Annotated in this window: 25 protein-coding genes, 1 rRNA gene, 2 riboswitches and 1 other annotated feature; of the genes, 8 read left to right on the top strand and 18 right to left on the bottom strand. The window is 41.2% G+C overall.

What is annotated here, in order from left to right:
* From B5354_RS05705 to leuS, 4 genes are all read right to left on the bottom strand, one after another.
* Window positions 1-65 (bottom strand): 16S ribosomal RNA (locus tag B5354_RS05705); the annotation flags it as partial.
* Window positions 66-537: 472 nt separating this feature from the next.
* Window positions 538-873 (bottom strand): rhodanese-like domain-containing protein, encoded by a 336-nt coding sequence (locus tag B5354_RS05710; protein WP_079526823.1) that lies wholly within the window; start codon window positions 871-873, stop codon window positions 538-540.
* A 21-nt stretch (window positions 874-894) separates the two neighbouring features.
* Window positions 895-1,206 (bottom strand): rhodanese-like domain-containing protein, encoded by a 312-nt coding sequence (locus B5354_RS05715; protein ID WP_079526825.1) that lies wholly within the window; start codon window positions 1,204-1,206, stop codon window positions 895-897.
* A 131-nt stretch (window positions 1,207-1,337) separates the two neighbouring features.
* The gene (gene leuS / locus B5354_RS05720) at window positions 1,338-3,752 is read right to left on the bottom strand and encodes a leucine--tRNA ligase (RefSeq protein ID WP_079526827.1); all 2,415 of its coding nucleotides are present in this window, start codon (window positions 3,750-3,752) and stop codon (window positions 1,338-1,340) included.
* Between the two features lie 55 nt (window positions 3,753-3,807).
* Window positions 3,808-4,025 (bottom strand) — a binding site (T-box leader).
* Between the two features lie 124 nt (window positions 4,026-4,149).
* On the opposite strand from leuS, the gene B5354_RS20435 reads away from it, so the two are divergent.
* Complete coding sequence (locus B5354_RS20435; protein WP_176142417.1) at window positions 4,150-4,296, top strand: hypothetical protein; 147 nt, start codon at window positions 4,150-4,152, stop codon at window positions 4,294-4,296.
* 149 nt (window positions 4,297-4,445) lie between these two features.
* Window positions 4,446-5,018, top strand: coding sequence for a tRNA 5-(aminomethyl)-2-thiouridylate-methyltransferase MnmM (gene mnmM / locus B5354_RS05725; protein WP_176142418.1), 573 nt, complete (start codon window positions 4,446-4,448; stop codon window positions 5,016-5,018).
* A 10-nt stretch (window positions 5,019-5,028) separates the two neighbouring features.
* On the opposite strand, the gene B5354_RS05730 is transcribed toward mnmM, so the two are convergent.
* Both B5354_RS05730 and B5354_RS05735 read right to left on the bottom strand, forming a co-directional pair.
* Entirely contained in the window at window positions 5,029-6,105 is a 1,077-nt protein-coding gene (locus tag B5354_RS05730; RefSeq protein ID WP_281252725.1) for a tetraprenyl-beta-curcumene synthase family protein, read from the bottom strand.
* A gap of 3 nt (window positions 6,106-6,108) precedes the next feature.
* Window positions 6,109-6,888: an alpha/beta hydrolase gene (locus B5354_RS05735; RefSeq protein ID WP_079526829.1), complete on the bottom strand. Its 780-nt coding sequence runs from the start codon at window positions 6,886-6,888 to the stop codon at window positions 6,109-6,111.
* 70 nt (window positions 6,889-6,958) lie between these two features.
* On the opposite strand from B5354_RS05735, the gene B5354_RS05740 reads away from it, so the two are divergent.
* Entirely contained in the window at window positions 6,959-7,474 is a 516-nt protein-coding gene (locus tag B5354_RS05740; RefSeq protein WP_079526831.1) for a gamma carbonic anhydrase, read from the top strand.
* A gap of 57 nt (window positions 7,475-7,531) precedes the next feature.
* On the opposite strand, the gene metK is transcribed toward B5354_RS05740, so the two are convergent.
* On the bottom strand, window positions 7,532-8,728 hold the full coding sequence (gene metK / locus B5354_RS05745) for a methionine adenosyltransferase (protein WP_079526833.1): 1,197 nt from the start codon (window positions 8,726-8,728) through the stop codon (window positions 7,532-7,534).
* Window positions 8,729-8,961: 233 nt separating this feature from the next.
* A riboswitch (SAM riboswitch) is annotated at window positions 8,962-9,076 on the bottom strand.
* A 434-nt stretch (window positions 9,077-9,510) separates the two neighbouring features.
* Here metK and pckA point away from each other — a divergent pair.
* Complete coding sequence (gene pckA, locus B5354_RS05750) at window positions 9,511-11,103, top strand: phosphoenolpyruvate carboxykinase (ATP) (RefSeq protein ID WP_079526834.1); 1,593 nt, start codon at window positions 9,511-9,513, stop codon at window positions 11,101-11,103.
* 82 nt (window positions 11,104-11,185) lie between these two features.
* Here pckA and ytkD read toward each other — a convergent pair whose 3' ends face one another.
* Window positions 11,186-11,671 (bottom strand): RNA deprotection pyrophosphohydrolase, encoded by a 486-nt coding sequence (gene ytkD / locus B5354_RS05755; protein WP_079526836.1) that lies wholly within the window; start codon window positions 11,669-11,671, stop codon window positions 11,186-11,188.
* 250 nt (window positions 11,672-11,921) lie between these two features.
* Here ytkD and B5354_RS05760 point away from each other — a divergent pair, with 250 nt between their 5' ends.
* Window positions 11,922-12,737 (top strand): DUF6612 family protein, encoded by an 816-nt coding sequence (locus tag B5354_RS05760; protein WP_079526838.1) that lies wholly within the window; start codon window positions 11,922-11,924, stop codon window positions 12,735-12,737.
* 30 nt (window positions 12,738-12,767) lie between these two features.
* Here B5354_RS05760 and B5354_RS05765 read toward each other — a convergent pair whose 3' ends face one another.
* From B5354_RS05765 to B5354_RS05795, 7 genes are all read right to left on the bottom strand, one after another.
* The gene (locus B5354_RS05765) at window positions 12,768-13,085 is read right to left on the bottom strand and encodes a hydrolase (protein WP_079526840.1); all 318 of its coding nucleotides are present in this window, start codon (window positions 13,083-13,085) and stop codon (window positions 12,768-12,770) included.
* Between the two features lie 86 nt (window positions 13,086-13,171).
* Window positions 13,172-14,275, bottom strand: a complete 1,104-nt coding sequence (gene menC, locus B5354_RS05770) for an o-succinylbenzoate synthase (RefSeq protein WP_079526842.1) — start codon at window positions 14,273-14,275, stop codon at window positions 13,172-13,174.
* Window positions 14,275-15,750, bottom strand: coding sequence for an o-succinylbenzoate--CoA ligase (locus tag B5354_RS05775; RefSeq protein WP_079526844.1), 1,476 nt, complete (start codon window positions 15,748-15,750; stop codon window positions 14,275-14,277). The genes menC and B5354_RS05775 overlap by 1 nt, the downstream gene beginning before the upstream one ends.
* An 80-nt stretch (window positions 15,751-15,830) precedes the next feature.
* Window positions 15,831-16,649 carry a 1,4-dihydroxy-2-naphthoyl-CoA synthase gene (menB, locus tag B5354_RS05780; RefSeq protein ID WP_079526846.1) on the bottom strand — a complete coding sequence of 273 codons (819 nt, stop codon included), beginning with the start codon at window positions 16,647-16,649 and terminating at the stop codon, window positions 15,831-15,833.
* A gap of 57 nt (window positions 16,650-16,706) precedes the next feature.
* Window positions 16,707-17,504 carry a 2-succinyl-6-hydroxy-2,4-cyclohexadiene-1-carboxylate synthase gene (menH, locus tag B5354_RS05785; RefSeq protein WP_079526848.1) on the bottom strand — a complete coding sequence of 266 codons (798 nt, stop codon included), beginning with the start codon at window positions 17,502-17,504 and terminating at the stop codon, window positions 16,707-16,709.
* 3 nt (window positions 17,505-17,507) lie between these two features.
* A complete protein-coding gene (gene menD, locus B5354_RS05790; RefSeq protein WP_079526850.1) occupies window positions 17,508-19,244 on the bottom strand; it encodes a 2-succinyl-5-enolpyruvyl-6-hydroxy-3-cyclohexene-1-carboxylic-acid synthase in 1,737 nt (578 codons plus the stop codon).
* Entirely contained in the window at window positions 19,241-20,635 is a 1,395-nt protein-coding gene (locus tag B5354_RS05795; RefSeq protein WP_079526852.1) for an isochorismate synthase, read from the bottom strand. The genes menD and B5354_RS05795 overlap by 4 nt, the downstream gene beginning before the upstream one ends.
* Window positions 20,636-20,864: 229 nt before the next feature.
* Here B5354_RS05795 and B5354_RS05800 point away from each other — a divergent pair, with 229 nt between their 5' ends.
* The 3 genes from B5354_RS05800 (at window position 20,865) to B5354_RS05810 (ending at window position 22,745) form a co-directional block, all read left to right on the top strand.
* Window positions 20,865-21,812: a 1,4-dihydroxy-2-naphthoate polyprenyltransferase gene (locus B5354_RS05800; RefSeq protein WP_079526854.1), complete on the top strand. Its 948-nt coding sequence runs from the start codon at window positions 20,865-20,867 to the stop codon at window positions 21,810-21,812.
* 139 nt (window positions 21,813-21,951) lie between these two features.
* The gene (locus B5354_RS05805; protein ID WP_079526856.1) at window positions 21,952-22,347 is read left to right on the top strand and encodes a hotdog fold thioesterase; all 396 of its coding nucleotides are present in this window, start codon (window positions 21,952-21,954) and stop codon (window positions 22,345-22,347) included.
* Window positions 22,348-22,376: 29 nt separating this feature from the next.
* The gene (locus tag B5354_RS05810) at window positions 22,377-22,745 is read left to right on the top strand and encodes a TraR/DksA C4-type zinc finger protein (protein ID WP_079526858.1); all 369 of its coding nucleotides are present in this window, start codon (window positions 22,377-22,379) and stop codon (window positions 22,743-22,745) included.
* Window positions 22,746-22,824: 79 nt separating this feature from the next.
* Here B5354_RS05810 and B5354_RS05815 read toward each other — a convergent pair whose 3' ends face one another.
* From B5354_RS05815 to B5354_RS05825, 3 genes are all read right to left on the bottom strand, one after another.
* Complete coding sequence (locus tag B5354_RS05815; RefSeq protein WP_079526860.1) at window positions 22,825-23,421, bottom strand: ECF transporter S component; 597 nt, start codon at window positions 23,419-23,421, stop codon at window positions 22,825-22,827.
* Between the two features lie 157 nt (window positions 23,422-23,578).
* Window positions 23,579-23,730, bottom strand: a riboswitch (FMN riboswitch).
* Between the two features lie 72 nt (window positions 23,731-23,802).
* Complete coding sequence (locus B5354_RS05820; protein WP_079526862.1) at window positions 23,803-24,276, bottom strand: PTS sugar transporter subunit IIA; 474 nt, start codon at window positions 24,274-24,276, stop codon at window positions 23,803-23,805.
* A gap of 22 nt (window positions 24,277-24,298) precedes the next feature.
* Window positions 24,299-25,912, bottom strand: coding sequence for an FMN-binding glutamate synthase family protein (locus tag B5354_RS05825; protein WP_139377119.1), 1,614 nt, complete (start codon window positions 25,910-25,912; stop codon window positions 24,299-24,301).
* Between the last annotated feature and the right edge of the window lie 26 nt (window positions 25,913-25,938).

A 25,938-nucleotide genomic window follows, 5' to 3' on the forward strand; every position in this document is an offset into this window, starting at 1 on the left:
TCGACTTGCATGTATTAGGCACGCCGCCAGCGTTCGTCCTGAGCCAGGATCAAACTCTCCATAAAAGTAAAGTTTGCTTGTGCATGGATGCACTGACTTCAACGTTGCAACAGGATGTTGCGAACTTAGTTGAAGTTCCTTAACTCTTTGCACACCGAATGTGCTTGTTTGAATTCCCTCTATAGAATAGAAAGAATATGTTGACGTACTGGTTGGTTCGTTCAGTTTTCAAAGATCAAAATGTTGAGTGCCGCTTCAAAACAGCGACCTAACTAATATATCACGGTTAGAAAGTTAAGTCAACAACTTTCTTTATGATATATAAACTAACTATAAATCGCAGTCGCAATGAACTAATGCGATGTAAGTAAATACTAGCACAAAGCCTAAAAGATTGTCAATAGTTCAATAGATTTTTCGAATCAACAATCAAATTGCAGTAATTTGTATTTAAAAACAACACTGAACACTTTATGTGAAATGAACTGAATTGTCAATGGCATCTTAAAAACCACACCTATGAGCGGTGTGGTTTAATCAGGCTGACTTTATATAATAAATAGAGCTTTTCCTTTTCTTTCTAATTATTTTGGCTGCCATTTTTGCACCGCGTTTATCATCGGTGATCAGCAAAATATTCTTTTCACATTCCATACGCTCTTTGAATTCACGAGACAAATAGCTAAGAGGGATATTCTCAGCCCCCGGGTATGGAGAATGCGAAGCCGATATATAATCTCGAATATCTATCACACAATACTCTTCTATAGAAATCTGTTCCTTCCCTATATGAGTAAGCGACTTACGATCAGCCGCATCTTTCAGGAAGACTACTAAGATCATTATTATCAATAAAAATAAAATGAGTTCCATATAATGTTTTCCTTTTCCACCTTAAAAAACGAGCTCACCATTCCAGGCAAGCATACCGCCTTTAAGGTTCTGGACCTGTTGAAATCCATTTTCCTTCAAAAATTCTGAGGCATTCATGCTTCTTTTTCCGGAACGGCAAACCATTACATATTCTTTATTTTGATCAAGGCTGCTTACGGCTTCCGGTATATTACCCAGCGGGATGTGTTCGGCAGTCGGAATAACACCTTGTTTTACTTCTTCATCTTCCCTTACATCTATAATCGTAATCTCCTTGTTACTATCAAGGGCATCTTGCAGTTCATCTGCATTGATTTCAGGAATATTACTCACTAGAGATCTCCTCCTTAATGTTATCTGTGTTTCATATTGTATTAGTCTGCATCTTGAAGTCAAGAATTTAAGCTCATCTCATTAAAAAAGAAGGACGCCTTCGAAAGGGTGACGTCCTTCTTTATAGATAATTAGTTCGCTACAATGTTTACCAGTTTACCTGGAACTGCAATTACCTTACGAACTGTTTTCCCTTTCAGCCAGTCTTGAACCTGTTCATTCTCTAATGCTGCTTTTTCTAAGTCTTCTTTTGAAGCATCTACGTTCACCATCATTTTGGCCCTTACTTTCCCCGTGACCTGGATTACAATCTCCACTTCGTTTTCAACGAGTTTAGACTCATCGAAAGTCGGCCACTCCTGATAGCTGATGGTTCCGCCATGACCTAGCTTCTCCCATAGTTCTTCGGCTAAATGAGGAGCTACAGGTGATAACAACTTAACGAATCCTTCAGCAAATGGTTTAGGAATCTCATTTGCCTTATACCCTTCGTTAATGAAAACCATCATCTGTGAAATCCCCGTATTAAATCGTAGTTCCTGGAAGTTTTCACTTACTCTTTGGACCGTTTCATGATACGTTTTCTCTAACGTCACATCATCACTGTTTTCCTTAATAGCTTCCGAAAGTTGCCCATCAACTACAAACAATCTCCACACGCGATCCAAAAACCGTCTTGCTCCATCAAGCCCATTTGTAGACCATGCAACCGAAGCATCGAGTGGTCCCATAAACATTTCATATAATCTGAGTGTATCCGCGCCGTGACTGTAAACAATATCGTCTGGATTCACAACATTCCCTTTAGATTTACTCATTTTCTCATTACCTTCACCAAGGATCATTCCTTGGTTAAACAGCTTTTGAAAAGGTTCTTTCGTAGGGACGGCACCGATGTCATAAAGAACCTTATGCCAGAAACGTGCGTACAGCAAGTGGAGAACTGCATGCTCTGCTCCTCCAATATAGACATCGACAGGCAGCCATTTCTTTAATTTTTCAAAATCGGCAAACGCCTCGCCATTACGGGCATCAATGTATCGCAGGTAATACCAGCAGCTCCCCGCCCATTGTGGCATTGTATTCGTTTCACGGCGTCCCTTCATGCCTGTTTCAGGATCCACTACATTTACCCATTCACTAATGTTGGCTAAGGGTGACTCTCCGGTTCCCGAAGGTTTGATTTCCGTAGTTACCGGAAGCGTTACAGGTAGTTGATCTTCCGGCACAGGTGAAGTAGTTCCGTCTTCCCAGTGAATAATTGGGATCGGTTCTCCCCAATATCTCTGACGACTGAACAACCAGTCACGCAGCCGGTAAGTGGTCTTCCTGGAACCTTTCTCGTTTTTTTCAAGCCAGTTAATTGCTTTAGCAATCGCCTCGTCTTTACCTAATCCATTTAAGAAGTCTGAGTTTACATGTTCTCCGTCCCCAGTGTAAGGTTCACCTTCAATTTCCCCGCCATCAACTACTTCGATAATTGGAAGGTCATACTTTGTCGCAAATTCATAGTCACGTTCATCGTGAGCAGGTACAGCCATAATCGCACCGCTTCCATAGCTCATAAGCACATAATCAGCGACCCATATTGGCAGTTTATTACCATCGATAGGGTTAATCGCGTAAGCTCCGGTAAATACGCCGGATTTACTTTTAGCTAAATCAGTTCGCTCAAGATCACTTTTCTTCTGAGCTTGATCAATGTACTCCTTCACTGCTTCTTGTTGGTCATCACTTACAATCGCATCAACTAGTGGGTGCTCTGGGGCCAGTACAGCATAGGTGGCACCGAAAAGTGTATCCGGTCTCGTAGTAAATACATCGAAAGAAGTACCGTGACCAGCAATATCAAAGCTTACTTCCGCACCTTCCGATTTGCCGATCCAATTTCGCTGCATATCCTTAATGCTTTCCGGCCAATCTAATTCTTCAAGATCTTCCAGGAGTCGGTCTGCATAAGCAGTAATTTTAAGCATCCATTGCTTCATAGGCCTGCGCTCTACAGGGTGACCTCCACGTTCACTTTTCCCATCAATTACTTCCTCATTGGCAAGAACTGTACCTAGCGCCGGGCACCAGTTCACGGCTACCTCGTCAATGTATGCAAGTCCTTTTTCATAAAGTTTCAGAAAAATCCACTGTGTCCATTTATAGTAGTCGGGATCAGTCGTGTTCACTTCCCTGTCCCAGTCATAAGAGAAACCTAACTCTTGTATTTGTCTGCGAAAGGTATCAATATTATGTTTTGTGAATTCCCGAGGGTCATTTCCAGTATCCAGAGCATATTGTTCAGCAGGAAGTCCAAATGCATCCCAGCCAATTGGATGCAGTACTTCATACCCCTGCATACGCTTCATTCTTGATAAAATGTCTGTCGCTGTGTACCCTTCAGGGTGACCCACATGGAGACCAGCCCCTGATGGATAAGGAAACATATCTAGTGCATAAAACTTTTCCTTTTCCGAGTCGCTATTCGTTTTAAAAATTTTATTTTCTAACCAGTATTTCTGCCATTTCTTTTCAATTTCCCTGTGATTAAAAGCCATACTGTTCCTCCTTGATACTTTTGCTATATAAAAAAGTCTCTCGTCCCTTGTTATCCAAAGGGACGAAAGACTTATCTTCCGCGGTACCACCCAAATTAACGTTAAAAATACGCTCGCTTGATATCGATAACGGTGATAGAGCCGGAAGGAACTACTCATTTGTTCGTTCCTACAACATCCAAGGCGAGTTCATAAAGGTCAAGAACAGCTCGCACCACCCGCTGCCTCTCTTATACTTGAAACTTTACTACTAGTCCTCTTCTACGTTTATTATTTATATTCGTATAGTAATGAAAGGTGATTGCTTTGTCAAGTTCACTTTTCGTATAATGTTTACGCCATGCTCGTGCAGGGTATATAGTGACTTACATCAAACTATTCTTAACGGAGGGTCGTAATGGTACGAAAGTTTATTAAAAAAGCAGCCGATTACGCAAAACAAAATCCCGAACAAACTAAACGTTACGCTAAAAAAGCTTTTGATACGATCAAAAACAAGCGGAAATCAGCTTCTAATCAACCACCTAAAAAACAAAACAGGTAAGCCCATTTTCAAAATGGGCTTACCTGTTCTTTCTTTATCATCATATCCATATGTTTACTTATCAAAATTCAAAATTCACCAAAAACATGCTACAATACCTTTGCTGTCAAACTTATACAAGAATACGATAAGAAAGAAGGTATATAAACATGATTCTGAAAAGAGCCCTGCATTACGCCCATGAGTTAATGGCGGATGTGCTGACAACAGGGGATGTCGCCATAGATGGGACGTGCGGTAATGGTCATGATACCCAATTCATCAGCCAGCTCGTTGGTCAAAGCGGCTACATATATGGGTTTGATGTTCAGGAAGAAGCCATCACCAATACCAAACAACGGCTCATCGATCATCAGTTAATCGAACAAACCACACTGATTCATGATAGCCACGCAGCTATTGAACAACATATTCCGGACGATCATCTCAGACGTCTTAAAGCTGCCATCTTTAACCTGGGTTATTTACCTGGCAGTGATAAGTCTGTTATTACCGAGGCTGATCATACCCTTTCATCAATTCAAAGCATTCTCTCCTATATCCAAAAAGGGGGACTGGTAGTATTGGTTGTCTACTATGGCCATCCAGGGGGCGAAGAGGAAAAGACAGCATTACTTAACTATGTAAGTCGTTTAGACCAACGTCACTACAACGTACTGCAGCATGGGTTTATCAACCAGCGAAATCAGCCGCCGTTTATTCTTGCCATCGAAAAGAAATAACCTGGTAACCCTATAATGGCTTACCAGGCTTTATTTTGTGATACATTTTTGTATTAAAATAAAAGAAAGTTGCCTTGGCTCCACTTACTTTTAATAACTCCTTCACAAATCCTCTCGCATGTTGGATGTTGCTTACCTTCCGATCGGCAAGGTACATCCCCACAAGTCCTTCATGGATCATTTGGTGAAAAGCAGCATCAGGGAGCTTTTGAACTTCCTGGTTCGTTTGCTTTACGAAAAATACAAACCTTTGTTTCATTTGCTCTTCATGATCATAATAAGAACAGAAATTCAAGTCGCCTTCTTCTTCATCTTCCTGTTGATCAATATAATAATCAAGTAGAATATGAAGGCCCTGCATAAATGGGAAGTAGCTTTTCTCAATTTGTTTAGCTAAATCATCAGTCATCTTCCCGCTCAGTGTATATGAAATTAAGCAGAATATCCCTAACGTAGAACCTGTACAGGCAGAGAACTCAAACCACTCTAGATTCGGCCAGTTTTTTTGATGGTTTTTGAACCAATTCTTCAACCTTGGAATACGTTCTTCTTCAATCACATGCTTATGTACTTGAAGATCGCTATACAGTCCCCCAAGCTTCAAAGTATGTACATAGACCCCGGGGTAATCTTTTGCTTCGCGCAGCACTGACTGACAAGTTTTGACGAGATCTGCCAAATATCCGCCATCATCCTTCTCCTCACGATAGTAATAATAATCCTTAATTTCATTGTTTGGCGTAAGCGCATCAATCATTGCCTGATGCAGCATTCTGAAATCTTTCGGATCCATCGAAGTGCTTCGATCACATAAATTATCGAGATAGTCACTAATCGTTTGATATGCCACAATAAATCGAATCGATTCCTTCCAACTGTCCCTGGCTAACAGGGCATAAATCCCTCCACCCTCACAGTGAAAAGTTTTTGACTCAATACTTGCTAATGCCTGATTTCTTAACTCCCTATTTGGTATATCTTTCGCTTTACTAAACCATTGATTAAGTTCAACGTGCACTCTCGGAAAAATATCCTTGTACACTCTAGCCATTAGATGTAAAGCATTCGCAGGAACTTGAGGTGCCACAAGTCATCCCTCCTTATGATGTAGGTTAGATAATTGTTGGTGAATAAAGTGACTGGTATATGAGTAAACTCTTTTCCATTCCGGTTCATTAAAAATCTCATGATAAAAACCCGGCCACTCTTTATAAGTTTTCTCTGAAAGCTTGACGTTATGAAACCATTCTTTTGTCTTCTCCGCATCCACCATTAAGTCCTCCCCCGCTTGCATAACCAGCAAAGGAACGTCTGGAAATTCATCACTATCTACGAAGGCTTGCTGTATATTTCGCTGAAATTCTCTATACCAACGTACAGATACTTTCTTTAAAATCAGAGCATCTCCACCATCACGTTTGCGAACAGCCTCATTTCTCGTAACCTTTTCAGGATTAAGCTGATTGCCAACCTGCAGCTTTGGCCATATATGATTTAAAATTCGAGATGCCGCTTCCATCGGTTTAGAAGCACCTTCAAGAATTCCAAGTGCCGGAGAGGACAAGACCACACCATCAACCTTCAGTTTGATCTTTTGCATCGCGCGAATAACGGCTAAACCACCCATGCTGTGCCCTAAAAGGAAGACAGGACCTTTTCCCACCTCTTTCAACCATTCCTCAATCGTATGTATGTATTGATTAAAAGATCTAATATGACCTTTCATACCTTCTGATTTTCCTTGACCAGGGAGATCCCTGCAAATAACTTTATAACCATCAGCACGCAACTGTTTGATTAAATGTTCATATCTTCCAATGTGTTCAAAAGCTCCATGAACGATCACAATAGTCGCTTGCACCGCACTCATATGAATCCCTCCCACGCAACACCTTACTTTTGCTATACTAGATTATATCCATATTATAAGGGGGATTAGCGTGATTTGCGAATATAAAGGAAAGTACCCGCAAATTGACTCGACAGCCTACATAGCTGAAGATGCAACCATTACGGGCGATGTCGTCATCGGTCCGTATGCAAGCGTTTGGTTTAAAACTGTTATACGCGGGGACGTTGCTCCTGTTAAAATTGGGAAAGAAGTAAATATCCAGGACTTAAGCATGCTGCATCAAAGTCCCAACCAACCGTTGATCATTGAAGACGGTGTAACTGTAGGACACCAAGTCACCCTTCATTCGGCTCATATTAAAAAGGATGCACTTATTGGTATGGGGTCTCTCATTCTCGATGGTGCCGAAATAGGTGAGCAGTCGTTTATTGGAGCAGGCAGTCTTGTTCCACCGGGTAAAGTCATACCTCCTCGGACACTAGCTTTCGGCCGTCCAGCAAAAGTGATTCGGGAACTGAACGAGGAAGATTACAAAGAACTAGAACGAATCCGAACAACTTATGTAGAGAAGGGTCAAGTGTATAAGCAGCTTAGAAAAGAATGATAACAAAAAATAAAGAAAACCGTTCAACTTAAAATGAAGAACGGTTTTCTTCTCTATTTATTGCAGACGTTTTTTCAAGTCTTCAGCCCGATCCACTTTTTCCCATGGGAATTCAACATCTGTACGGCCAAAGTGACCATAAGCAGCTGTTTGACGATAGATAGGACGACGTAGATCAAGCATTTTAATAATGCCAGCAGGACGTAGATCAAACAATTCCCTAACTGCTGTCACAAGCTTCTCTTCCGTTACTTTTCCTGACCCATGTGTATCAATGGAGATCGAAACTGGCTGCGCTACACCAATGGCATATGCCAATTGAACTTCACAGGAATCAGCTAAGCCTGCAGCTACAATGTTTTTCGCAACATAGCGGGCAGCATAGGCTCCAGATCGGTCTACTTTAGTAGCGTCTTTACCGCTAAAGGCTCCTCCCCCATGGCGAGCATATCCGCCATATGTGTCAACAATAATCTTTCTACCTGTTAACCCGGCATCACCTTGTGGGCCCCCAATAACAAACCTTCCAGTAGGATTAATAAAATACTTGGTCTCCTCATCAATAAGTTCTGACGGGACAACAGGCTGAATAACTTTATCTTTCAAATCTCTTTGAATTTGTTCAAGTGTTATCTCTTCGGCATGCTGTGTAGAGATAACAATCGTATCGACTCGAACAGGCTGATCATGTTCATCATATTCAATCGTTACCTGAGTCTTCCCATCTGGACGTAAATAACCGAGAGTACCATCATTGCGCATATCAGAAAGACGCTTCGATAACTTATGAGCAAGAGATATCGGCAAGGGCATTAGTTCAGCCGTTTCGTTATTTGCATAACCGAACATTAGACCTTGGTCTCCTGCACCAATAGACTCGATTTCTTGATCGCTCATTTGACCCTCTCTTGACTCCAGCGCTACATCTACTCCGCCTGCAATGTCTGGAGATTGTTCATCTATAGCCGTTAATACAGCACATGTATCAGCGTCAAATCCATATTTCGCTCTTGTATAGCCGATATCTTTAATCGTTTGACGTACAATAGCAGGGATATCTACATACGTATTCGTACTGATCTCACCTGAAACGAGGACAAGTCCTGTCGTAACAGTTGTTTCACACGCAACACGTGCGTTCGGATCATTTTTTAAAATTTCGTCTAGAATCGCATCAGAAATCTGGTCACAGATTTTATCAGGATGACCTTCTGTTACAGATTCAGATGTGAATAACCGGCGATTGGCTGGCATTCTGCTAAACTCCTCCTTCTGTTAAATACATAGATTAGACGGAACTCTTTACCAGTATCATTAGAAACCTCTCTAGATTCCCATGGTTTCCTTACAATCGTTTTTATGGCTATTGCACATTTCACGTTATATGTACATATGAATATGAACATCATCAGAAATTGTGCTGAACCTTTTCCCAATAAAAGAAAAAACCCTTCCTTCGTTCAGAGGAAAGGCATCGTTTCCTTTCGCTCTTATCGTCCAAGGCATAACAATTGCCTTGCTTCAGGTTAGCACCATGTCAGCAGCTATCTGACGGTTGCCGGGTTTCTCAGGGCCTGTCCCTCCACCAACTCTGGATAAGAGAGTATCCGTTCGAGATAATCGTACCGAAAACCTCATTTAATGTCAATCCGTTTACTATGCTTTAAGAAACGGTCTGCATTTTTACGTAAATATCGCTATTATAAGGGTAGCTCATTTATATCTGGAGTAAAAAACAATTTACATTTCCAGTAAAAAGACGATAAACTGATTCTCCGATTTACAAATAACTAAGAACTAGTTTTGTCATTATTTCAATATGGAATAGGGAACGAATAAACAGGGTATATCCCCCACAAATAACAGTTTGACTCGTTCAAAGTTATCGCATGCGTGATACAAAATTTTATAGTAAAATAAAATGAAAGCATTTTCATTATTAGTATGGATTATTAAAATGAATGTGTTATACTATTAATCAACTTAAAGCAAATTGTGCTTTTTATTAATTCTAAAGTAAAGGCGGGTTGACACATATGAGTGCCATTAACCAACTATCAGATTTAAACCAACTTTTAGCGCAAGAGCATGTCCTCCATCATTTGTCTGTACCACAACTTGTAGAAAAAATACTTTCCAAAAAAGAAGGATCGTTAACGGATCGTGGGGCTGTTCTAGCTACTACAGGCACCTATACTGGCCGATCTCCAAAGGATAAATTTATCGTAAAAGATCATGAGTCAGAACCCAACGTCAACTGGGGAAGCACCAATCAGCCTATAGATGAGAGCACATTCGTCCATTTATACCACAAAGTGTTGGATCATTTAAAGGAACGTGATGAAGTATTTGTTTTTAAAGGGTACGCAGGAGCAGACAAGAAAAGCCAACTGCCTATTCAGGTCATCAATGAATTCGCATGGCATAATTTATTTGCCCATCAAATGTTTATCCGTCCAACTGAGCAAGAGCTTTCTGATCACGAAGCTGAGTTCACAGTCATATCTGCCCCAACATTTAAAGCTAATCCAAAAGTAGATGGAACAAACTCAGAAGCTTTCATTATGATTTCATTTAAACATAGAATTGTTCTCATTGGCGGAACAGAATATGCAGGGGAAATTAAAAAGTCTATATTCTCTGTCATGAACTACCTGCTCCCTAAACAAAATATTATGCCTATGCACTGTTCGGCTAACGTAGGAAAGGAAGGCGATGTAGCGTTATTCTTTGGTTTATCAGGAACAGGGAAAACAACGTTGTCTGCTGATCCGGAACGCCGTCTGATCGGAGACGACGAGCATGCCTGGTCAAACCATGGAGTTGCTAATATCGAAGGTGGCTGTTACGCCAAGTGCATTAACTTATCAGCGGAGAAAGAGCCGCAAATTTTTAATGCCATTCAATTTGGCTCAGTGTTAGAAAACGTAGTAATGAATGAAGAAACTCAGATTCCTGATTATGACAATACCAGCCTGACTGAAAACACTAGGGCGGCATATCCTTTACATCACATTGATAACACCGTACAACCAAGCATTGCGGGGCATCCAAATGCAATTGTGTTTTTAACTGCTGATGCTACGGGCGTTCTCCCGCCAATTAGTAAACTGACAAAAGAACAGGCAATGTATCATTTCTTAAGCGGATACACAAGTAAATTAGCAGGTACAGAACGTGGAGTTACTTCTCCACAAGCTACCTTTTCTGCTTGTTTCGGGTCTCCATTCCTGCCATTAGCACCTTCCGTATATGCAGAGATGCTAGGCGAAAAAATCGATCAATTTGATACAAAGGTATACCTGGTCAATACAGGATGGACGGGAGGAGCCTATGGAGAAGGAGAAAGAATGAAACTTTCCCATACCCGGTCAATGGTTCACGCAGCGCTTGAAGGTGAGCTAAATTCAGTAGAAACGTACAATGACCCAGTATTCGGACTTCAAATCCCGCTTCATTGTCCAGGAGTTCCAGATGATGTATTATTACCAAGAAAGACATGGGATAATCCTGATGCTTATGATAAAAAAGCTCAGGAACTAGCAGAAAAATTCCACGACAACTTTAAGAAATTCACCCATGCCAGTTCAGCTGTTAAAAATGCCGGCCCTGCTTTTGGCAGAAAATAAATATGTTTCCTCATCACCTCAAAATAGATAAAACAAACGAGCGCGCAGTTAAAAACTGCGCGCTCGTTTTGATTACTATAGCTTATTCAGTAGGCTCTCCTAGAAATTTCTCTTTAATCTGTTTCATACAATTTGGCAGCACATCATCTTTCATCATAAAACTGTACTGCTCATCACTGACAATTCCCTCTGGAAGCTTCTCAAGCAAAACAGGACCATTCGTTTCAAAATAATGGTCTTGCGATTGCAATTGGGATATGGAAGCGAAATACACATTTTTAACAATGGTCCCGCCTTTCCCTGCTACATGATATTGCCCCACATAATCAATCTGTTTGACACGTCCGCCTGTTTCTTCAAGTACTTCTCTGATCGCAGCATCTTTTGCTGTTTCTCCTTTTTCTACTTTGCCACCAGGAAATTCGAGGCCCCTGTCTTTATGGTTGGTCAACAGCCATTTATTATCGAATTGACAAATAACCCAAACATGCTTTGGTGTCTTAGAAAATGGATGATTATCAAAGGATAACTTCACTTGATTTCGATAGTAATCGCTAAATGTTTTCATGTAAGATCATCTGCCTTTAATCCGTTAATTATGTAATGAATAAGAACTTTAGCGATACACTCTGTCATGTATTGCTATTTAAATCGTATCATAAGCAAGCCAGATTACAAACAGTACCGTTCGTATTATCACTATGATTATAGATACCCTCGTGTACACTTTGTAAACGCTGAATGTTTTACCATAATTATGAAACTAATCTCGACATCGTTCGTATGTAAAAGTATGTAGGGAAAAGGAGGAATTTAAAATGAAGAAAATAAGATGGATTGTACTCAGTTTATTGTTTATCACTATGCTGTTTGTAACAGCTTGCTCGAGTAATGAAGCTGAAAAGGCGAAAGAAGTATTTATGAAGTCTTCTGAAGCTTCAAAGGAATTAAACAGCTTTTCCATGAATCTGGATGTCACTCAAAACTATAGTGCAGAATCATCTGAAACCAAGGTACCCCCTGAACCAATCAAAACTTCGATTGATTCAGATATTCAACTTCAGCCGTTAGCATTACATCAAACGATTGATATTATGGGAAAGACTGTGGAACAATATCATACAAAAAAAGGCTTGTATATGTCTCAGCCAGGAACACAAGGCTGGGTCAAAGCTCCTAAGGAACTTTGGGAGCAATTGGCTCAAACCAGCATCGCCCAGCAAACTCCAGGAAAGCAACTTGATATACTGCAAGACTATGTAGACGAATTTAACATGGAAGAAAAAAATAATACTTATGTTTTGTCTTTTAGTTCTAAAGGAGACAATGTCCAAAAGTTGATCGATAAAACCATGGCTCAATCAATGCCCAAAGGAATGCTTCCTGACAACCTGCTGAAGGAGTTAAATGTTGAAAAGGCTAGCTATACTTTAACCATTAATAAAGACACCTACTATCCTGAATCCATCGAATCAACCATGGACTTTTCTATAGTAGTGGATGGCAAGCAGGCATTTATTAGTCAAAAAATGAGTGGTGAATACAGCAATTTTAATGAAGTTGGCGAGATTGTCATTCCCCAGGAAATCATTAAAAACGCACAGGAGATGCCTAGTTTAAATTCTACACAATAATACAAACAACCGCTTCTACAACAGAGGCGGTTATTTGTCTTTTAAAATACCCATCCCGCTGATATGGTGCCTGGTCGTGTCATCCCCTAAGTCATAGATCATCTGCAAGGCTCTCGTCATGCCCTCATCATACTCGTCATTCGAACTATCTTTATGATACTCTACAAACGGAACGTGTGATCGAAAGAAAGCTCTTGTGTCCGAGTTATACATTTCATTAAACACTTCCCTTAATAATAGAAGTTCTTCTCGATCTGCGTTAATGATGAACTCATCATTGTTCCCGTTGCGATTAATTGATATTTCACGGGTGCCGATATTTACAAAGTACTGATTTTTCCCATCCATAATAAAAACCTCCTTACACATAGCCTTAGCTATTTAGAAGGGCTTTATTACAATAAAAAACAAGAAGCATATTTTACCAAACTAATCTAACCTGGCTGCCAGACATAGCTTTGAGAGGTAGCCTTTTCCAAATAAGAATCATCAACATTTACCCCTATTCCATTTTCCGTTGGCACCCTAATTTTACCGTCTATTACTTCAATCGGTTCTTTAAGAACATCCTTATAAAAATATCTGTCTGAACTCGATAAATCACCCGGTATTGTGAAGTTAGGTAAAGAAGCAAGAGCCAGATTGTGGGCCTTGGCGATACCTGTTTCCACCATGCCGCCACACCATACAGGCACTCCATTATTTTGACAGTAATCATGAATGTTTAATGCTGCCGTCATGCCTCCTACACGGCTGATTTTTATATTAACGATTTGGCAGCTTCCGAGTTCAATCGCTTGCCTTGCATCGTGTAATGACATAATGGATTCATCCAAACAAATCGGCGTACTCATTTGTTGCTGTGCCTGTCTATGCAAATAGAAGTCACCAGGTTCAAAAGGCTGCTCAATCATTAGCAGCCCTAAATCATCCAGGGCAGTTAAGTGATCTATATCTTCTTCTCTGTACATGCCATTTGCATCAATCATAATAGCCAGGTCAGGGTCGATGGTCTGAACCTGATTGATTTTGTCTCTTTCTTTGCCTTTTTCAACTTTTAATTTATATCGTTCATAGCCAGACTGTTTTAATCTGTTTATATCATTTTTAGTACAATCAGATAGACTCAAAACGGCACCTGCTTTAACGTAAGCACGCGTACCTCCAATCAATTCAGCTAAACTCACTTTGTTCTGTTTCGCATATAAATCCCATATAGCCCCTTCCAAACCTGCTTTTACCATTTGATTACCTTGAATAAAGGAAGTCATGCGCACAAAGTCAGCTGGATGCTGAATATCTCTGGTGTTTAGATGAGGAAGGATAATATCTCTCAGCATATGCCAGGCTGTTTCGATTGTTTCGGCTGTATAAAAAGGGGTGGAAAAAGCCGATACTTCTCCGTACCCTTTCAACCCCTGATGATCACTAACTTCAACAATAATCACGGAACGCTCGTGAAGTTCACCTTGATGGGTTTGAAACGGGCTTCGCAGCGGAAGTGAAATTCTACGTAAAACGATACGTTGGATATCCATTAATTATCGTTCCCTTGCGCATACTCAAATAATTTGCGTCTGACAACCTTATTTGAGGCATTTCTTGGCAGCTCTGAAATGATAAACAACTGCTTCGGAATCTTATAGGAAGCCAAATGTTGATGACAATAGGTGGTCAGCTTCTCCAATGAAAGTTCTGCTCCCGCCTGGAGGACCACAAAAGCCACGGGCACCTCTCCCCATTCTTCATCTACTGCAGCAGCCACCCCTACTTCTTCGACACCTTCAAGTCCCATTATAACGCTCTCAACTTCAGCAGGATAAATATTTTCCCCTCCTGAAATAATCATATCTTTAACACGGTCAACAACGTATAGAAACCCTTCCTCATCCAAATACCCTGCATCACCCGTTGCCAAATATTCTGAGTTGTTTCTCGCTTTTTTATAATATCCAGCTGACACCATCGGTCCTTTAACGTGGATTTCTCCTGTTTCATATGCGTTAGCGGGTCTCCCATCCACCATAACTTTTAGCATGGCTGGAGCCAGGGCTTTTCCTGCTGAGCCAAGTTTATTAAAGGCATCCACAGGGCTTAATGTAGCAATTTGAGAACTGGTTTCCGTCATACCATACGTTTGAAAGACAGGAATCCCCTTTTCACTCGCCTTCTTTAATAACGGTTTAGGGACTGGTCCACCGCCTAATAAAAAACACCTAAAAGACGAAGGATAGTTCTCTTGTTGTAAGTCTCGTATCAATCTTTGAAGCATAACCGTTACCACGGAAACCATCGTTACACCATGATGAAGAATCTCATTATTGATCACTCGGGCATTAAAATGTGACAACAGACGAATTGGCATTCCGTAAATAACATTTTTCATGAGTAAAGAAAAACCACCAACATGAAACATAGGCAGGCAAATCAGCCACTTGTCCGATTGCGACAAACCTAAATTAAGAGCGGAACCGATAGCGCTGAACCAGTGATTTCCATAAGTATGCATAACAGCTTTAGGTTTTCCTGTGGTGCCCGATGTGTACATCATGGTAAAAACATCTTCTAAACACAGCTGTTCTTTTAAAACAAATGGTTCATCAGATTTTGGCAGACAACGCATATTGATAAGTTCTATATGTTTTAACTTGGCCTTTTCAATAGAACGCAGAGCCTTGTCTTCAAAGTCAGAGTCAACAATCAATGCCGAAATTTCCGCGTCGTTCATTTGATAAGCAAGTTCTTCCGGCGTCAATCTTATATTTAAACAGACTACAACTGCTCCAATATAGCTTAGTGCGTGAACACAAACGGGAAACTCTATTCGATTAGCTGATAATAGGGCAACATGATCTCCCGCCTTTATACCCTCTTTCATTAACCCTTTGGCCAGTTCTCGACTTTTTTCTCTTAGAGCAGAATAACTCAAAGATTTCTGTTCACCATATTCAATTGCTGTGGCTTCTGGCTGCAGTTCATACTGCTTCTCCAGCCAATGAGGAATTTCACTCATGCTCTTTATCCTCCCTTTTCTCATATAAAAAGGGCTGCCTAAGCTATAGGAAGCCCTTTTTTGAACCATTTTATTTTCGATCATGGGAAACGCGGGAACTGACCGAAGTCAGGTTTGCGTTTTTCTTTAAACGCATCGCGCCCTTCTTTTGCTTCCTCTGTGGTGTAATAAAGCAAGGTTGCATCGCCGCCCATTTGCTGCAAGCCTGCCAGCCCATCTGTATCAGCATTGAAAGAGGCTTTTAGGAAACGAAGAGCTGTTGGTGACTTCTCAAGCATTTCTCTACACCATTGAACCGTTTCATCTTCAAGTTGCTCCAGAGGCACAACCGTATTAACGAGTCCCATATCCTTCGCTTCTTTTGCACTATATTGACGGCAAAGATACCAAATTTCTCGAGCTTTCTTTTGACCGACGATACGGGAAAGCAAGCCAGCACCATATCCCGCGTCGAAACTTCCAACTTTTGGACCTGTTTGACCAAAGATTGCATTATCAGCAGCAATAGTCAGGTCACAAACGATATGTAGGACATGACCGCCACCTACTGCATATCCGGAAACCATGGAAACGACAGGCTTAGGAATAACCCGGATTAGTCGTTGTAAGTCTAACACATTCAAGCGAGGGATTTGGTCGTCACCGACATAACCTCCGTGTCCTCTAACGCTTTGGTCTCCACCTGAGCAAAATGCGTCATCGCCAGCACCAGCTAATACAATGACTCCGATTTTAGAATCATCACGTGCATATGCGAAAGCATCAATTAATTCTTGCACAGTTCTAGGAGTAAAAGCATTACGAACTTCTGGACGATTGATCGTAATTTTAGCAATTCCTTCAAAAGTTTCGTAGAGAATTTCTTCGTATTCTCTTTCAGTAACCCAGTTATAGGTCATACATAACCCTCCATTTTAAACAATTTGCGGACATGCTTATCCGCTTCCATACAATTACTATTGTATCACGAAGTCTTCGACAGTTTTAGCAAAAAACTTCGGTTTTTCGAGATGGACTGTATGTCCAGAATTTTCAACGATGACAAAAGTGGATTCCGACAGTCGATAATCCATCTCCTTATTAATCGAGATAAATTTGTCATCCCACTCGCCTGCAACCAGAAGCACCTCTGCTGGTAAGTCTGAAAGTCTCTCCCACCAAGAGGGCTGCCGCCCTGTTCCCATTCCTTGAAGAGACTGAATTAAGCCATGTGGATTCTGTCTTAATCGTTCTTCTTTCAAATGAGCAATGTCTTCAGCAGACAACTGCTTTTGACTTTCAAAGAGCGGAATATCCTCCCAATAATGGACGAATCTTTGCAAGCCTTCGTTAGTAATTTTATCAATTAACCCTTGATCCTTAGTCCGTCTAGCCATTTGCTCATCAGGATCGGCAAGACCCGGCGAAGCACTTTCAAGAATTAGTTTATTTGTCCACTCAGGGTAGAGCATAGCAAAAGACAGAGCTGCCCGACCGCCCATGGAATAACCAAGAACATCCACAACAGAGAGTTTTAAATGTTCCAGAATTTCCACTACATCTGCAGCAAATTGCTCCATCGTCAAAGTGCCGACGACTCCTGTGTATCCGTGCCCTGGCATGTCAATACAAATAGTCCGAATGGAACATGGCAAGAACTCCCTTACTTTAGCAAATGTGCGACTGCTGCCTGTAAACCCATGGAGCATCAAAACAGGCAAACCTTCGCCTTCATCTTCTACCCAGTAAGTACGATGGGTCAGTTTAATATACATAATCTAGACCTCATCCAGTGAATCCAGGGCCTCTGCGATCCCCTGCCATTTTTCTTTGTGAAAATCCACATGATCCTCCCTGTTCGTGATTACTTCTACAACACTCAAACCATTTTCCTGATAACTATCCTCTAACGAACGTGTGTAGGCTTCCCAATTATCAACACGTCTATGTGTTCCGCCAAACATTTCTACAACTTTTCTAAAATCTAGCCCAATTGGTGTTCCAAACAACTCTTCAAAGTAAGCAGGCTGTGTCGCTTGTGAAAGATAAGAAAAGATTCCGCCCCCATCGTTATTGATCACAACAATTGTAATAGGCAAGTGATGCTGCTTCGCAAGCAGCAAGCCATTCATATCATGGAAAAATGATAAGTCACCTAGCAGCAGTGTGGTCGACTGACCAGTTGCCGCTGCTCCAAGGGCTGTTGAAACTACACCATCAATCCCATTCGCACCGCGATTAGCCATCACTGTAATATGCTTTGGTGTAGCCATAAAAAAGCTATCGACATCTCGAATCGGCATACTATTTCCGACGAATAGAACAGAACGATCTAACATCGAATTCGACAAGCGGACCACCGCATGTCCCTCATTTAATTCGTCACCCTGTTCAGCAAGCATATGGCTTTTAGCAAGCGTGTTCATCTTCTGCCAATGCTGTAACCACTCACTTTCAATATGATCTGCTTGCAAATTGGAATAAATCATTTGGCAAAAAACACCAGGTTCAGACCAAACAAATTGTGTGGCTACACCTGAAGGTTCCCGATAGCTTGCATATGTGTCTACCACATAATGATCGATGGCCGAACCGTGCTTTTGTATCCACTGCAAGTAAGGCTTAGACACCGGCATCGCCCCGAACCGAATAATGTATTCCGGTTCGAGTGACTCTTTTCTTTTATCTGATTTTAAAATGGCATCATAGTTTTCGATAATATTTCGCTTATCATGCTCGCCTGCTCTTAATTGGGATAACGGGTCTGCCAAAATCGGCACTTCTGAGCGTGCAGCCAAAATGGTAAGATGGGATGCTAGACTAGGATCCGTTTGCGGTCCGCATACGATCAAACCCTTTTTATCGCTGGCTAGTAATTCCACAAAATGTACTGCCTGTTCTTCTGAAATCTGCGGCAAACCATAAATACTCTTTGGAATTGGTTTTGTTCCTTCATTCCAGAGCCCATTTACATTAAAATCCGGAACTAATGGCTCCCTCAGAGGAAGGTTTACATGTACTGGTCCAGGGTGGCTTGACTCACTTTCTTCAACCGCACGAGCCGCCTGTTTTCTTACATATGAGAGCAACCCATCCTCAGGTAAGGCTAAATCATGAAACCATTTGACGTAATGACCATACATATCAATTTGGTCAATAGATTGAGGAGCTCCTACATCTCTAAGCTCATGTGGACGGTCCGCCGTTAAAACAACAAGCGGAATCCTGCTATAGTAAGCTTCGACGATTGCCGGATAATAGTTGGCTGCAGCGGTGCCGGACGTACAGACAAGCGCTACAGCCTTTTGTTTTGCTTTGGCTAGGCCTAATGCGAAAAAGGCAGCAGATCTCTCGTCAACATGAACCCAATGCTTCACCCGATCATATTCACTAAATGTCATAGCAAGGGGGGTGGATCGTGATCCAGGTGAAATTACCACATCCTCTATCCCCGAATGAGCGAGTTGGGCAACAAAATGGGTCATGTATCTTGATAAAGTTTCTGTGTAGTTCATACTGATCCTCCTAATACGGATAACATGGGCCTGAGCTTGACAGCTGTTTCCTCGTATTCCGCATCAGGGTTGGAATCTTCCACGACCCCGCACCCAGCAAATAAAGAAGCTTCATCCTGCTGAAGAAGTGCGGAACGAATTGCTACCGCAAACTCCCCGTTATTATGCCCGTCAAACCAGCCAATCGGGCCTGCATACCAGCCGCGGTTTAACACTTCATGTTTCCTGATATAGTCTACTGATTGCTTCTGAGGCATGCCGCCGAGTGCTGGAGTCGGATGCAGCTTCTCTACAACATCAAGCAGTGTATATCCCTGTTCAAGAGTAGCTGTGACAGGGGTATATAAATGCTGTAAGTTACGAAGCGGATAAACGACTGGTGCACTAGGAATTTCGACATTGTAACAGCATGCTTCAACGGCTTCCCGAATCATCTGAACCACAAAATCGTGCTCCTGCCGGTTTTTTGGATCATTCAGAAGCTGCTGACTAAAGAGGTAATCCTCTTTTTCATCCTTGCCGCGTGGAATTGTTCCTGCTAAACATGTAGAGACCAATTCCTGGTTCTCCAATTTAGCCAGCCTTTCTGGCGTTGCGCCGATAAAGTAATCTCCGCCATTTTCGAAAACGAAGATGTAACTATTTTCTTGTGTTTCGCATAATTCCTCCACAATTGCGGCCAACTCAGCTGAGGAGTCAAATTTCACACGCAGTTCCCTGGCAAGCACAACTTTCCCCAATTTTCCTTGCTTAATGTCATCAGTAGCTTGCTTGACGCTTTGCTTCCACTTTTCCGCTTCCATCTCCGTTAAACCCGTTTGCTTAGGAAGTTTATGTTCTTGACGATCACCATGTAAAAGCTGCTGTTGATGCTCATCTATTTGGCGTATAATCTGCTGTTTATGATCTTCCTCAAAAACAAGCAAATTCGTAGTCAAATACGATTTCGAACCTTTATTCGTTAACAAATAGGCTGGGACTGTCATTTGACTGTCAGGAAAGCCCTCCCATGGGGTTGAATTGTTTTGATTGGCATCAAAGCTAAATCCTCCCAAAGCGACAAGACCAGTTCCTTTTTCATAGTGAGGATCGTACACTTGTGCCTCGTCCAGTAGTTCATTCCACGTTGATTCTATCTTCCTAAATCGATTCGGATGCGCTGCAATCATCTTATGGGCCGCACCTACCCCTGCCATCGTAAAATCCTCATCTGCACTTTTCCAAAATAAACGATGACGATCGACCTTCTGCGCTCGATCTAAGAAAGAAAAAGCATTTGTATATTCTATTTCATTCACAAAACTGATAAGTTGCGGTTTGCTTTCATCAGTCGCCTTATTAATCGCTCCCTCAACAATTTCATCTATTTGAGGTACTTTTATATGAAGCATTAAAATTCCTCCCACCCCAGTTTGGGACGTTGCATTATATTAAGATAATAACTCAATCATTTTTAATAAACGATGAATACCCTCTTCTATTTTATTCTCTTTTTTCTCTTGACTCAAGAAATCTTCATCGGTTCTTGCATATTCTTACAAGGATTGACACCAGAGGACTGTTTGCCTAAACTTAAGTTGATATTATATTACTAGTTTAAATACAAGGGAGATGACACCCATGAGTTCTGTTTCAAATCAAAATATGAGAACTTCCTTGAATGAACGTGACGGATTTCAAGTTTGGTGGAGGTTATTACGTCCCCATACGTTAACCGCTGCTTTCGTTCCTGTATTCGTAGGGACGATGCTTGCTGCTCTTGATCATGGGATTCATCTTGGATTATTTGCCGCTATGCTTTTCGCCTCGATTTTAATTCAGGCGGCCACTAATATGTTTAACGAATACTACGATTTCGTCAGGGGATTAGACAACGAGAAGTCTGTTGGAATAGGCGGTACCATTGTACGAGATGGAATCCAACCGCGAACTGTATTAACCTTAGCCATAAGCTTCCTTGCAGTGGCGACATTGCTTGGCGTTTATATCTGTGCTTCTTCCAGCTGGTGGGTGGCCGTGATCGGTCTCGTATCCATGCTGTTAGGTTATCTTTACTCAGGCGGCCCTTACCCAATCGCTTATACTCCATTAGGTGAACTAGCAGCAGGATTGTTCATGGGGACAATCATTGTTGCCATAAGTTATTATATCCAATCATTAAGTATATCATGGGAAGTCATCGTAATCTCAGTTCCGATAGCGATTTTTATTGGAGCGATCAATCTCTCAAATAATATTCGTGATCGTGTCGGAGATGCTGAAAACGGCCGTAAGACATTAGCTATATTATTCGGCCATCATGGGGCTGTCCGTTTCTTGCTCAGTCTTTATGTGGTCGCGTATGGGCTGACTTTAATGCTCATCGCATTAGGGATGCTTCCGATCTGGTCACTCCTTACATTGCTTAGCATAAGAAAAGGTACCCAATCTATACAAGGATTCGCTGGTGAGAAATCCCCACTAGAAATGATGCCAGCCATGAAGGCGACTGCACAGACCAATACCTTTTACGGTATGTTACTTGGAATTTCGCTTCTTTTACAACTGTTAATCCCTTTTTCTTTTTAAAAATGGAAGGCAACTTTAAGACAACCCGGACAGCTTCTTGAGTCCGGGTTTTTTGATTTTAGGATAAGCTGAAATCACCTCATATTTATGTATGTTTGATATTATGAAATCAGGGAATGAAAAGTAAAGGATGATAAAAATGGATATATCTATACAAAACACATTAATGGAAGCGCTAGGAATGGAAGTCATCGAAGCGACACCAGAGAAAGTTACCCTTAAAATGCCTGTCGACCATCGAACACATCAACCGATGGGTTTTCTTCATGGGGGAGCAAGCGTAGCACTGGCTGAATCTGCTGCAAGCATTGGGTCCTTTTTAAATATTGACCCCGAACATCAGCAGATTTTTGGAATTGAAATCAATGCTAACCATATAAAAAGTGTACGTTCCGGCATTGTTTATGGCACTGCTATCCCTCATCATCGGGGAAGAACAACTATGGTTTGGGAAATCCGGATAGAAGATGAAGACCAACAATTGATCTCTATTTCAAGGTGTACAGTCGGGGTCGTTCTCCGTCAGAATTCCTAGCTGCTTCCCACTAAATTAGGAGTGAAAGTATGTTAACTGATAAACAGTTGAATAAATTCAAACAGCAGCTCGAAGCTATGAAAGAAGAAGCAGAAGAAGAGTTGACTGCATTTCAAAACCAACAGAAAAATAGTGAAGATCCTAACGATATGGAAGGTGAACTCTCCAGTGTGGCTGACCATCCTGGAGATCTTGGAACTTCACAATTTGAAAAAGAGAAAGACTATACACTTTATGAACAAACTCGAGAGAAGCTAAAAGAAATTAATGCTGCTCTTGACCGAATTAAAGATGGGCGTTATGGAAAAAGTGAAAAGTCTGGAGAGCCTATCCCAATCGAACGCCTCAAAGCCATGCCTACAGCAAGAATGACCGTAGCTGAAGCAGAAGAAAGATGAAAAAGGAGAGCGTTCCATACGCTCTCCTTCATATATTGATAATCTCCGTATTTATTATGGAGAAACTATCCGTTTCCCATTAAGCAGCAGAAGAGGTCTTAACCCGCTTCTGCTCAATCCACGGCTTAAGCTTAATAAACAGCGGGATAAATAATACTCCAACAATTACCCCTTTAAGAGCATTGAAGGGAAGAACCGCTCCAACAACCGTCACCCATTTTACTTGAGCAGACATTGTTTCCCACCCCATAAACCAGCTATAAGCAGGTAAGAACAGAAAATAATTGAGGACACTCATCCCTATTGCCATGATGACAGAACCTGTTACTAACCCTGAGACAAGACTTTTAACGTTCTTGAATTTATGATAGAACAACGCAACGGGCACGATGAATAAAACACCAGCCAGGAAGTTAGCGACAACACCGACAGGGTCAGCAGCCCCTGTATAAATAAGATAAAGTGTATTTTTTAATCCTTCAACAATTATCCCAGCTGCCGGTGTGAACAAAATGGCAGCAACAAGTGCAGGAACTTCACTAAAATCAACTTTCAAGTATTGAGGAAGCATGGGTAACGGAAAATTTAGCAACATCAAAACCATCGAAATGCTTCCAAACAGCGATAATATAATTAACTTTAACAACTTTGATGATTGACCTGTGTACTGGTTCATCAACAACCTCCTCCATCTTTTGCATCGATTCAAAATCCCAGATGAAGGTTAGCGAAAGACATACACCCATATAAAAACCCTTAAGCTCTCGAGACTTAAGGATAGAGGTTTGTCCATAGGAAAGTTAAGGCGGAGTTCAATACCTGCCGTTTTCGCTTGACATCTTCTCCCATCCAGACTTTAACTGTCGGTCCCGGAGTTACACCAGGTCCACCGTTAAGTTTAATACTTAACGGGTCACGGACTTAGAATACTTCTCACGTATTCCTTACCGTCGGTCGGGAATTGCACCCTGCCCCGAAGATTTGAATCGATATTATATTTTTATTAATTTTACAAAAGAATGCGGAGAATTGCAACAATATTTGCTTATATGACTTTCTAATCACTAAGTTCAAGTTCTATTATAATCGTTTCGCCTTTTATAACATGAGATTTTGAGGTATAGAAGAACTGAGCAACCTTATTACGATTCATAATCACGATAGGAGAAGCAAGACTAGTAAGTTCTCGACTTACTTTTGCTAAATCGAAAGTGATCAGGGATTCACCCGTGGAGACATGACCTTTCTCTTTTATTTTGGTTTCGAACCCTTCACCTTCGAGGTCTTCAGTATCAATTCCAACTTGAATTAACAGTTCAACACCCGTATCCGTTAATAGGTTTACAGCATGTTTGGTTGGAAATATTTGAGTGACTTCACCGGATACAGGAGCAACCATTTCTCCATCAGTCGGTTCAATTGCTATACCTTCTCCCATCATTTTGTTAGAAAATTTTTGTTTGGGAATATCGGCAAGCTGCATCAATTTACCGGAGAAAGGACTACTAACCCTAACTATTTTCTTATTCACACTAACTCCCCCTCTATAGCAATTATGATTCTACTACTTCTGCTGATGGAAAGATATCCTCTAATGATTGAAGACGCCCATGTTCATCACGATAAACAATATGTTTGCGTTCAAATTTAGTTGGACAGTCAATTCCGACAGCTGCCGCAAGATTGTATAGACCGTCCCTTAATGAAAGTACATAGTTACAAGTACGGAACGACTTTTCTTCTACAATTAAAGCTTTTTGAAGATTGGGATTTGTCGTAGCCACTCCAACTGGACAATTGTTTGTATGACAAATCTCAGCCTGAATGCAACCTACAGAAAACATCATACCTCTGGCGATATTCACTAAATCGGCCCCCATTGCTAGAGCCATTGCTACCTTGTCAGGAGATATTAATTGACCAGATGCAAACACCTTTACACGGTCTCGTACATTATACTTCTTCAACATATCATCTACGACAGGCAAGGCTGATTTAATGGGTAGTCCAGTGGCATCTGCAAGTTCCTGATAGGACGCTCCAGTACCTCCTTCTCCTCCATCAACTGTAATAAAATCGGGACCTTCTTGACTATCTGCCATATGTGAGACCATTTCTTCTAATTGTTCAATGTTCCCAACCACGATCTTCATTCCAATAGGCTTGCCACTTACTTCACGTAACTGCTTCATAAATTCAGACATTTCTTCATTATTCCCAAATTGGTAAAAGCGATTGGGGCTGTCTATGGACTCCCATGGTTCAACGTTGCGTATTTCGGCTATTTCAGGTGTCACCTTCGCTCCGTCAACATGTCCGCCTCTTGTTTTTGCACCCTGTGCAAGCTTTAGTTCAAACGCCTTTACTTCGTCTATTTCACTTTTCCGTTTAAATTCCTCCCATGAAAATTCGCCATCCTTCGTCCGGACACCAAATAATCCTGGTCCGATTTGGTATATAATATCCACTCCGCCTTTAAGATGGTGATGGGACAATCCGCCTTCTCCTGTATTCATCCAAGCTCCGCCTGCTAACCCAAGCCCGGTAGACAGGGCGGTAATCGCTTTTTCACCAAGTGACCCGTAACTCATTGCAGATTGACCAATCAGTCCCTTCACCATAAAGGGATATTTACATGTATCCTGTCCAATTACGACAGCTTCCTCATCTGGTAAATAAAATGGATTTGCTTCTTTATATGAAGAATGCTCCTTGCGTTGGAAAAGTTTATCTTTATCTATTTGATACACTTTGGTGCGAACCTTTTTTTCGTTATCGACAAGCATCTCCTCACGATGTGTCGGATACATAGCATTTTTGAGATAATAACCAGGTGCTTCAAAATCGCGTTCAGATCCAAATCCGATTAACCTCTTATTATATTTAGCTGAAATATATGTACCCTCCATCTGATTACGGGTAAATGGTTTCCCTTCATTATCATCGTTGAACAGATATTGCCGTAATTCGGGGCCCATTTTTTCAGTGATATATCTCATCTTTCCAAGAATAGGATAATTCCTTAAGATAGAGTGCCCTTCCTGCTTTTTGTCTCTAAACATGACTCTGATTATAAATAAAGCTATAGCTATAATGAAGGCAATAAAAACAGTTAAAATCCCTATCAATAGCAGAGCTGCTGCTTCCACAAAATCACTCCTTCGCATGTAAATCATTCAATCGTTCCTAGTTT

Source organism: Halobacillus hunanensis (genome assembly GCF_900166655.1).
In the GTDB taxonomy this organism is placed as follows: domain Bacteria; phylum Bacillota; class Bacilli; order Bacillales; family Halobacillaceae; genus Halobacillus_A; species Halobacillus_A hunanensis.

Excerpts from the sequence above, each read along its gene's own strand:
- B5354_RS05710 (WP_079526823.1), bottom strand. The coding sequence starts at position 873 with ATGGAACTCATTTTATTTTTATTGATAATAATGATCTTAGTAGTCTTC.
- leuS (WP_079526827.1), bottom strand. The coding sequence starts at position 3,752 with ATGGCTTTTAATCACAGGGAAATTGAAAAGAAATGGCAGAAATACTGG.
- B5354_RS20435 (WP_176142417.1), top strand. The coding sequence starts at position 4,150 with ATGGTACGAAAGTTTATTAAAAAAGCAGCCGATTACGCAAAACAAAAT.
- mnmM (WP_176142418.1), top strand. The coding sequence starts at position 4,446 with ATGATTCTGAAAAGAGCCCTGCATTACGCCCATGAGTTAATGGCGGAT.
- B5354_RS05735 (WP_079526829.1), bottom strand. The coding sequence starts at position 6,888 with ATGAGTGCGGTGCAAGCGACTATTGTGATCGTTCATGGAGCTTTTGAA.
- metK (WP_079526833.1), bottom strand. The coding sequence starts at position 8,728 with ATGCCAGCCAATCGCCGGTTATTCACATCTGAATCTGTAACAGAAGGT.
- pckA (WP_079526834.1), top strand. The coding sequence starts at position 9,511 with ATGAGTGCCATTAACCAACTATCAGATTTAAACCAACTTTTAGCGCAA.
- ytkD (WP_079526836.1), bottom strand. The coding sequence starts at position 11,671 with ATGAAAACATTTAGCGATTACTATCGAAATCAAGTGAAGTTATCCTTT.
- B5354_RS05760 (WP_079526838.1), top strand. The coding sequence starts at position 11,922 with ATGAAGAAAATAAGATGGATTGTACTCAGTTTATTGTTTATCACTATG.
- B5354_RS05765 (WP_079526840.1), bottom strand. The coding sequence starts at position 13,085 with ATGGATGGGAAAAATCAGTACTTTGTAAATATCGGCACCCGTGAAATA.
- menC (WP_079526842.1), bottom strand. The coding sequence starts at position 14,275 with ATGGATATCCAACGTATCGTTTTACGTAGAATTTCACTTCCGCTGCGA.
- B5354_RS05775 (WP_079526844.1), bottom strand. The coding sequence starts at position 15,750 with ATGAGTGAAATTCCTCATTGGCTGGAGAAGCAGTATGAACTGCAGCCA.
- menB (WP_079526846.1), bottom strand. The coding sequence starts at position 16,649 with ATGACCTATAACTGGGTTACTGAAAGAGAATACGAAGAAATTCTCTAC.
- menH (WP_079526848.1), bottom strand. The coding sequence starts at position 17,504 with ATGTATATTAAACTGACCCATCGTACTTACTGGGTAGAAGATGAAGGC.
- menD (WP_079526850.1), bottom strand. The coding sequence starts at position 19,244 with ATGAACTACACAGAAACTTTATCAAGATACATGACCCATTTTGTTGCC.
- B5354_RS05795 (WP_079526852.1), bottom strand. The coding sequence starts at position 20,635 with ATGCTTCATATAAAAGTACCTCAAATAGATGAAATTGTTGAGGGAGCG.
- B5354_RS05800 (WP_079526854.1), top strand. The coding sequence starts at position 20,865 with ATGAGTTCTGTTTCAAATCAAAATATGAGAACTTCCTTGAATGAACGT.
- B5354_RS05805 (WP_079526856.1), top strand. The coding sequence starts at position 21,952 with ATGGATATATCTATACAAAACACATTAATGGAAGCGCTAGGAATGGAA.
- B5354_RS05810 (WP_079526858.1), top strand. The coding sequence starts at position 22,377 with ATGTTAACTGATAAACAGTTGAATAAATTCAAACAGCAGCTCGAAGCT.
- B5354_RS05815 (WP_079526860.1), bottom strand. The coding sequence starts at position 23,421 with ATGAACCAGTACACAGGTCAATCATCAAAGTTGTTAAAGTTAATTATA.
- B5354_RS05825 (WP_139377119.1), bottom strand. The coding sequence starts at position 25,912 with ATGCGAAGGAGTGATTTTGTGGAAGCAGCAGCTCTGCTATTGATAGGG.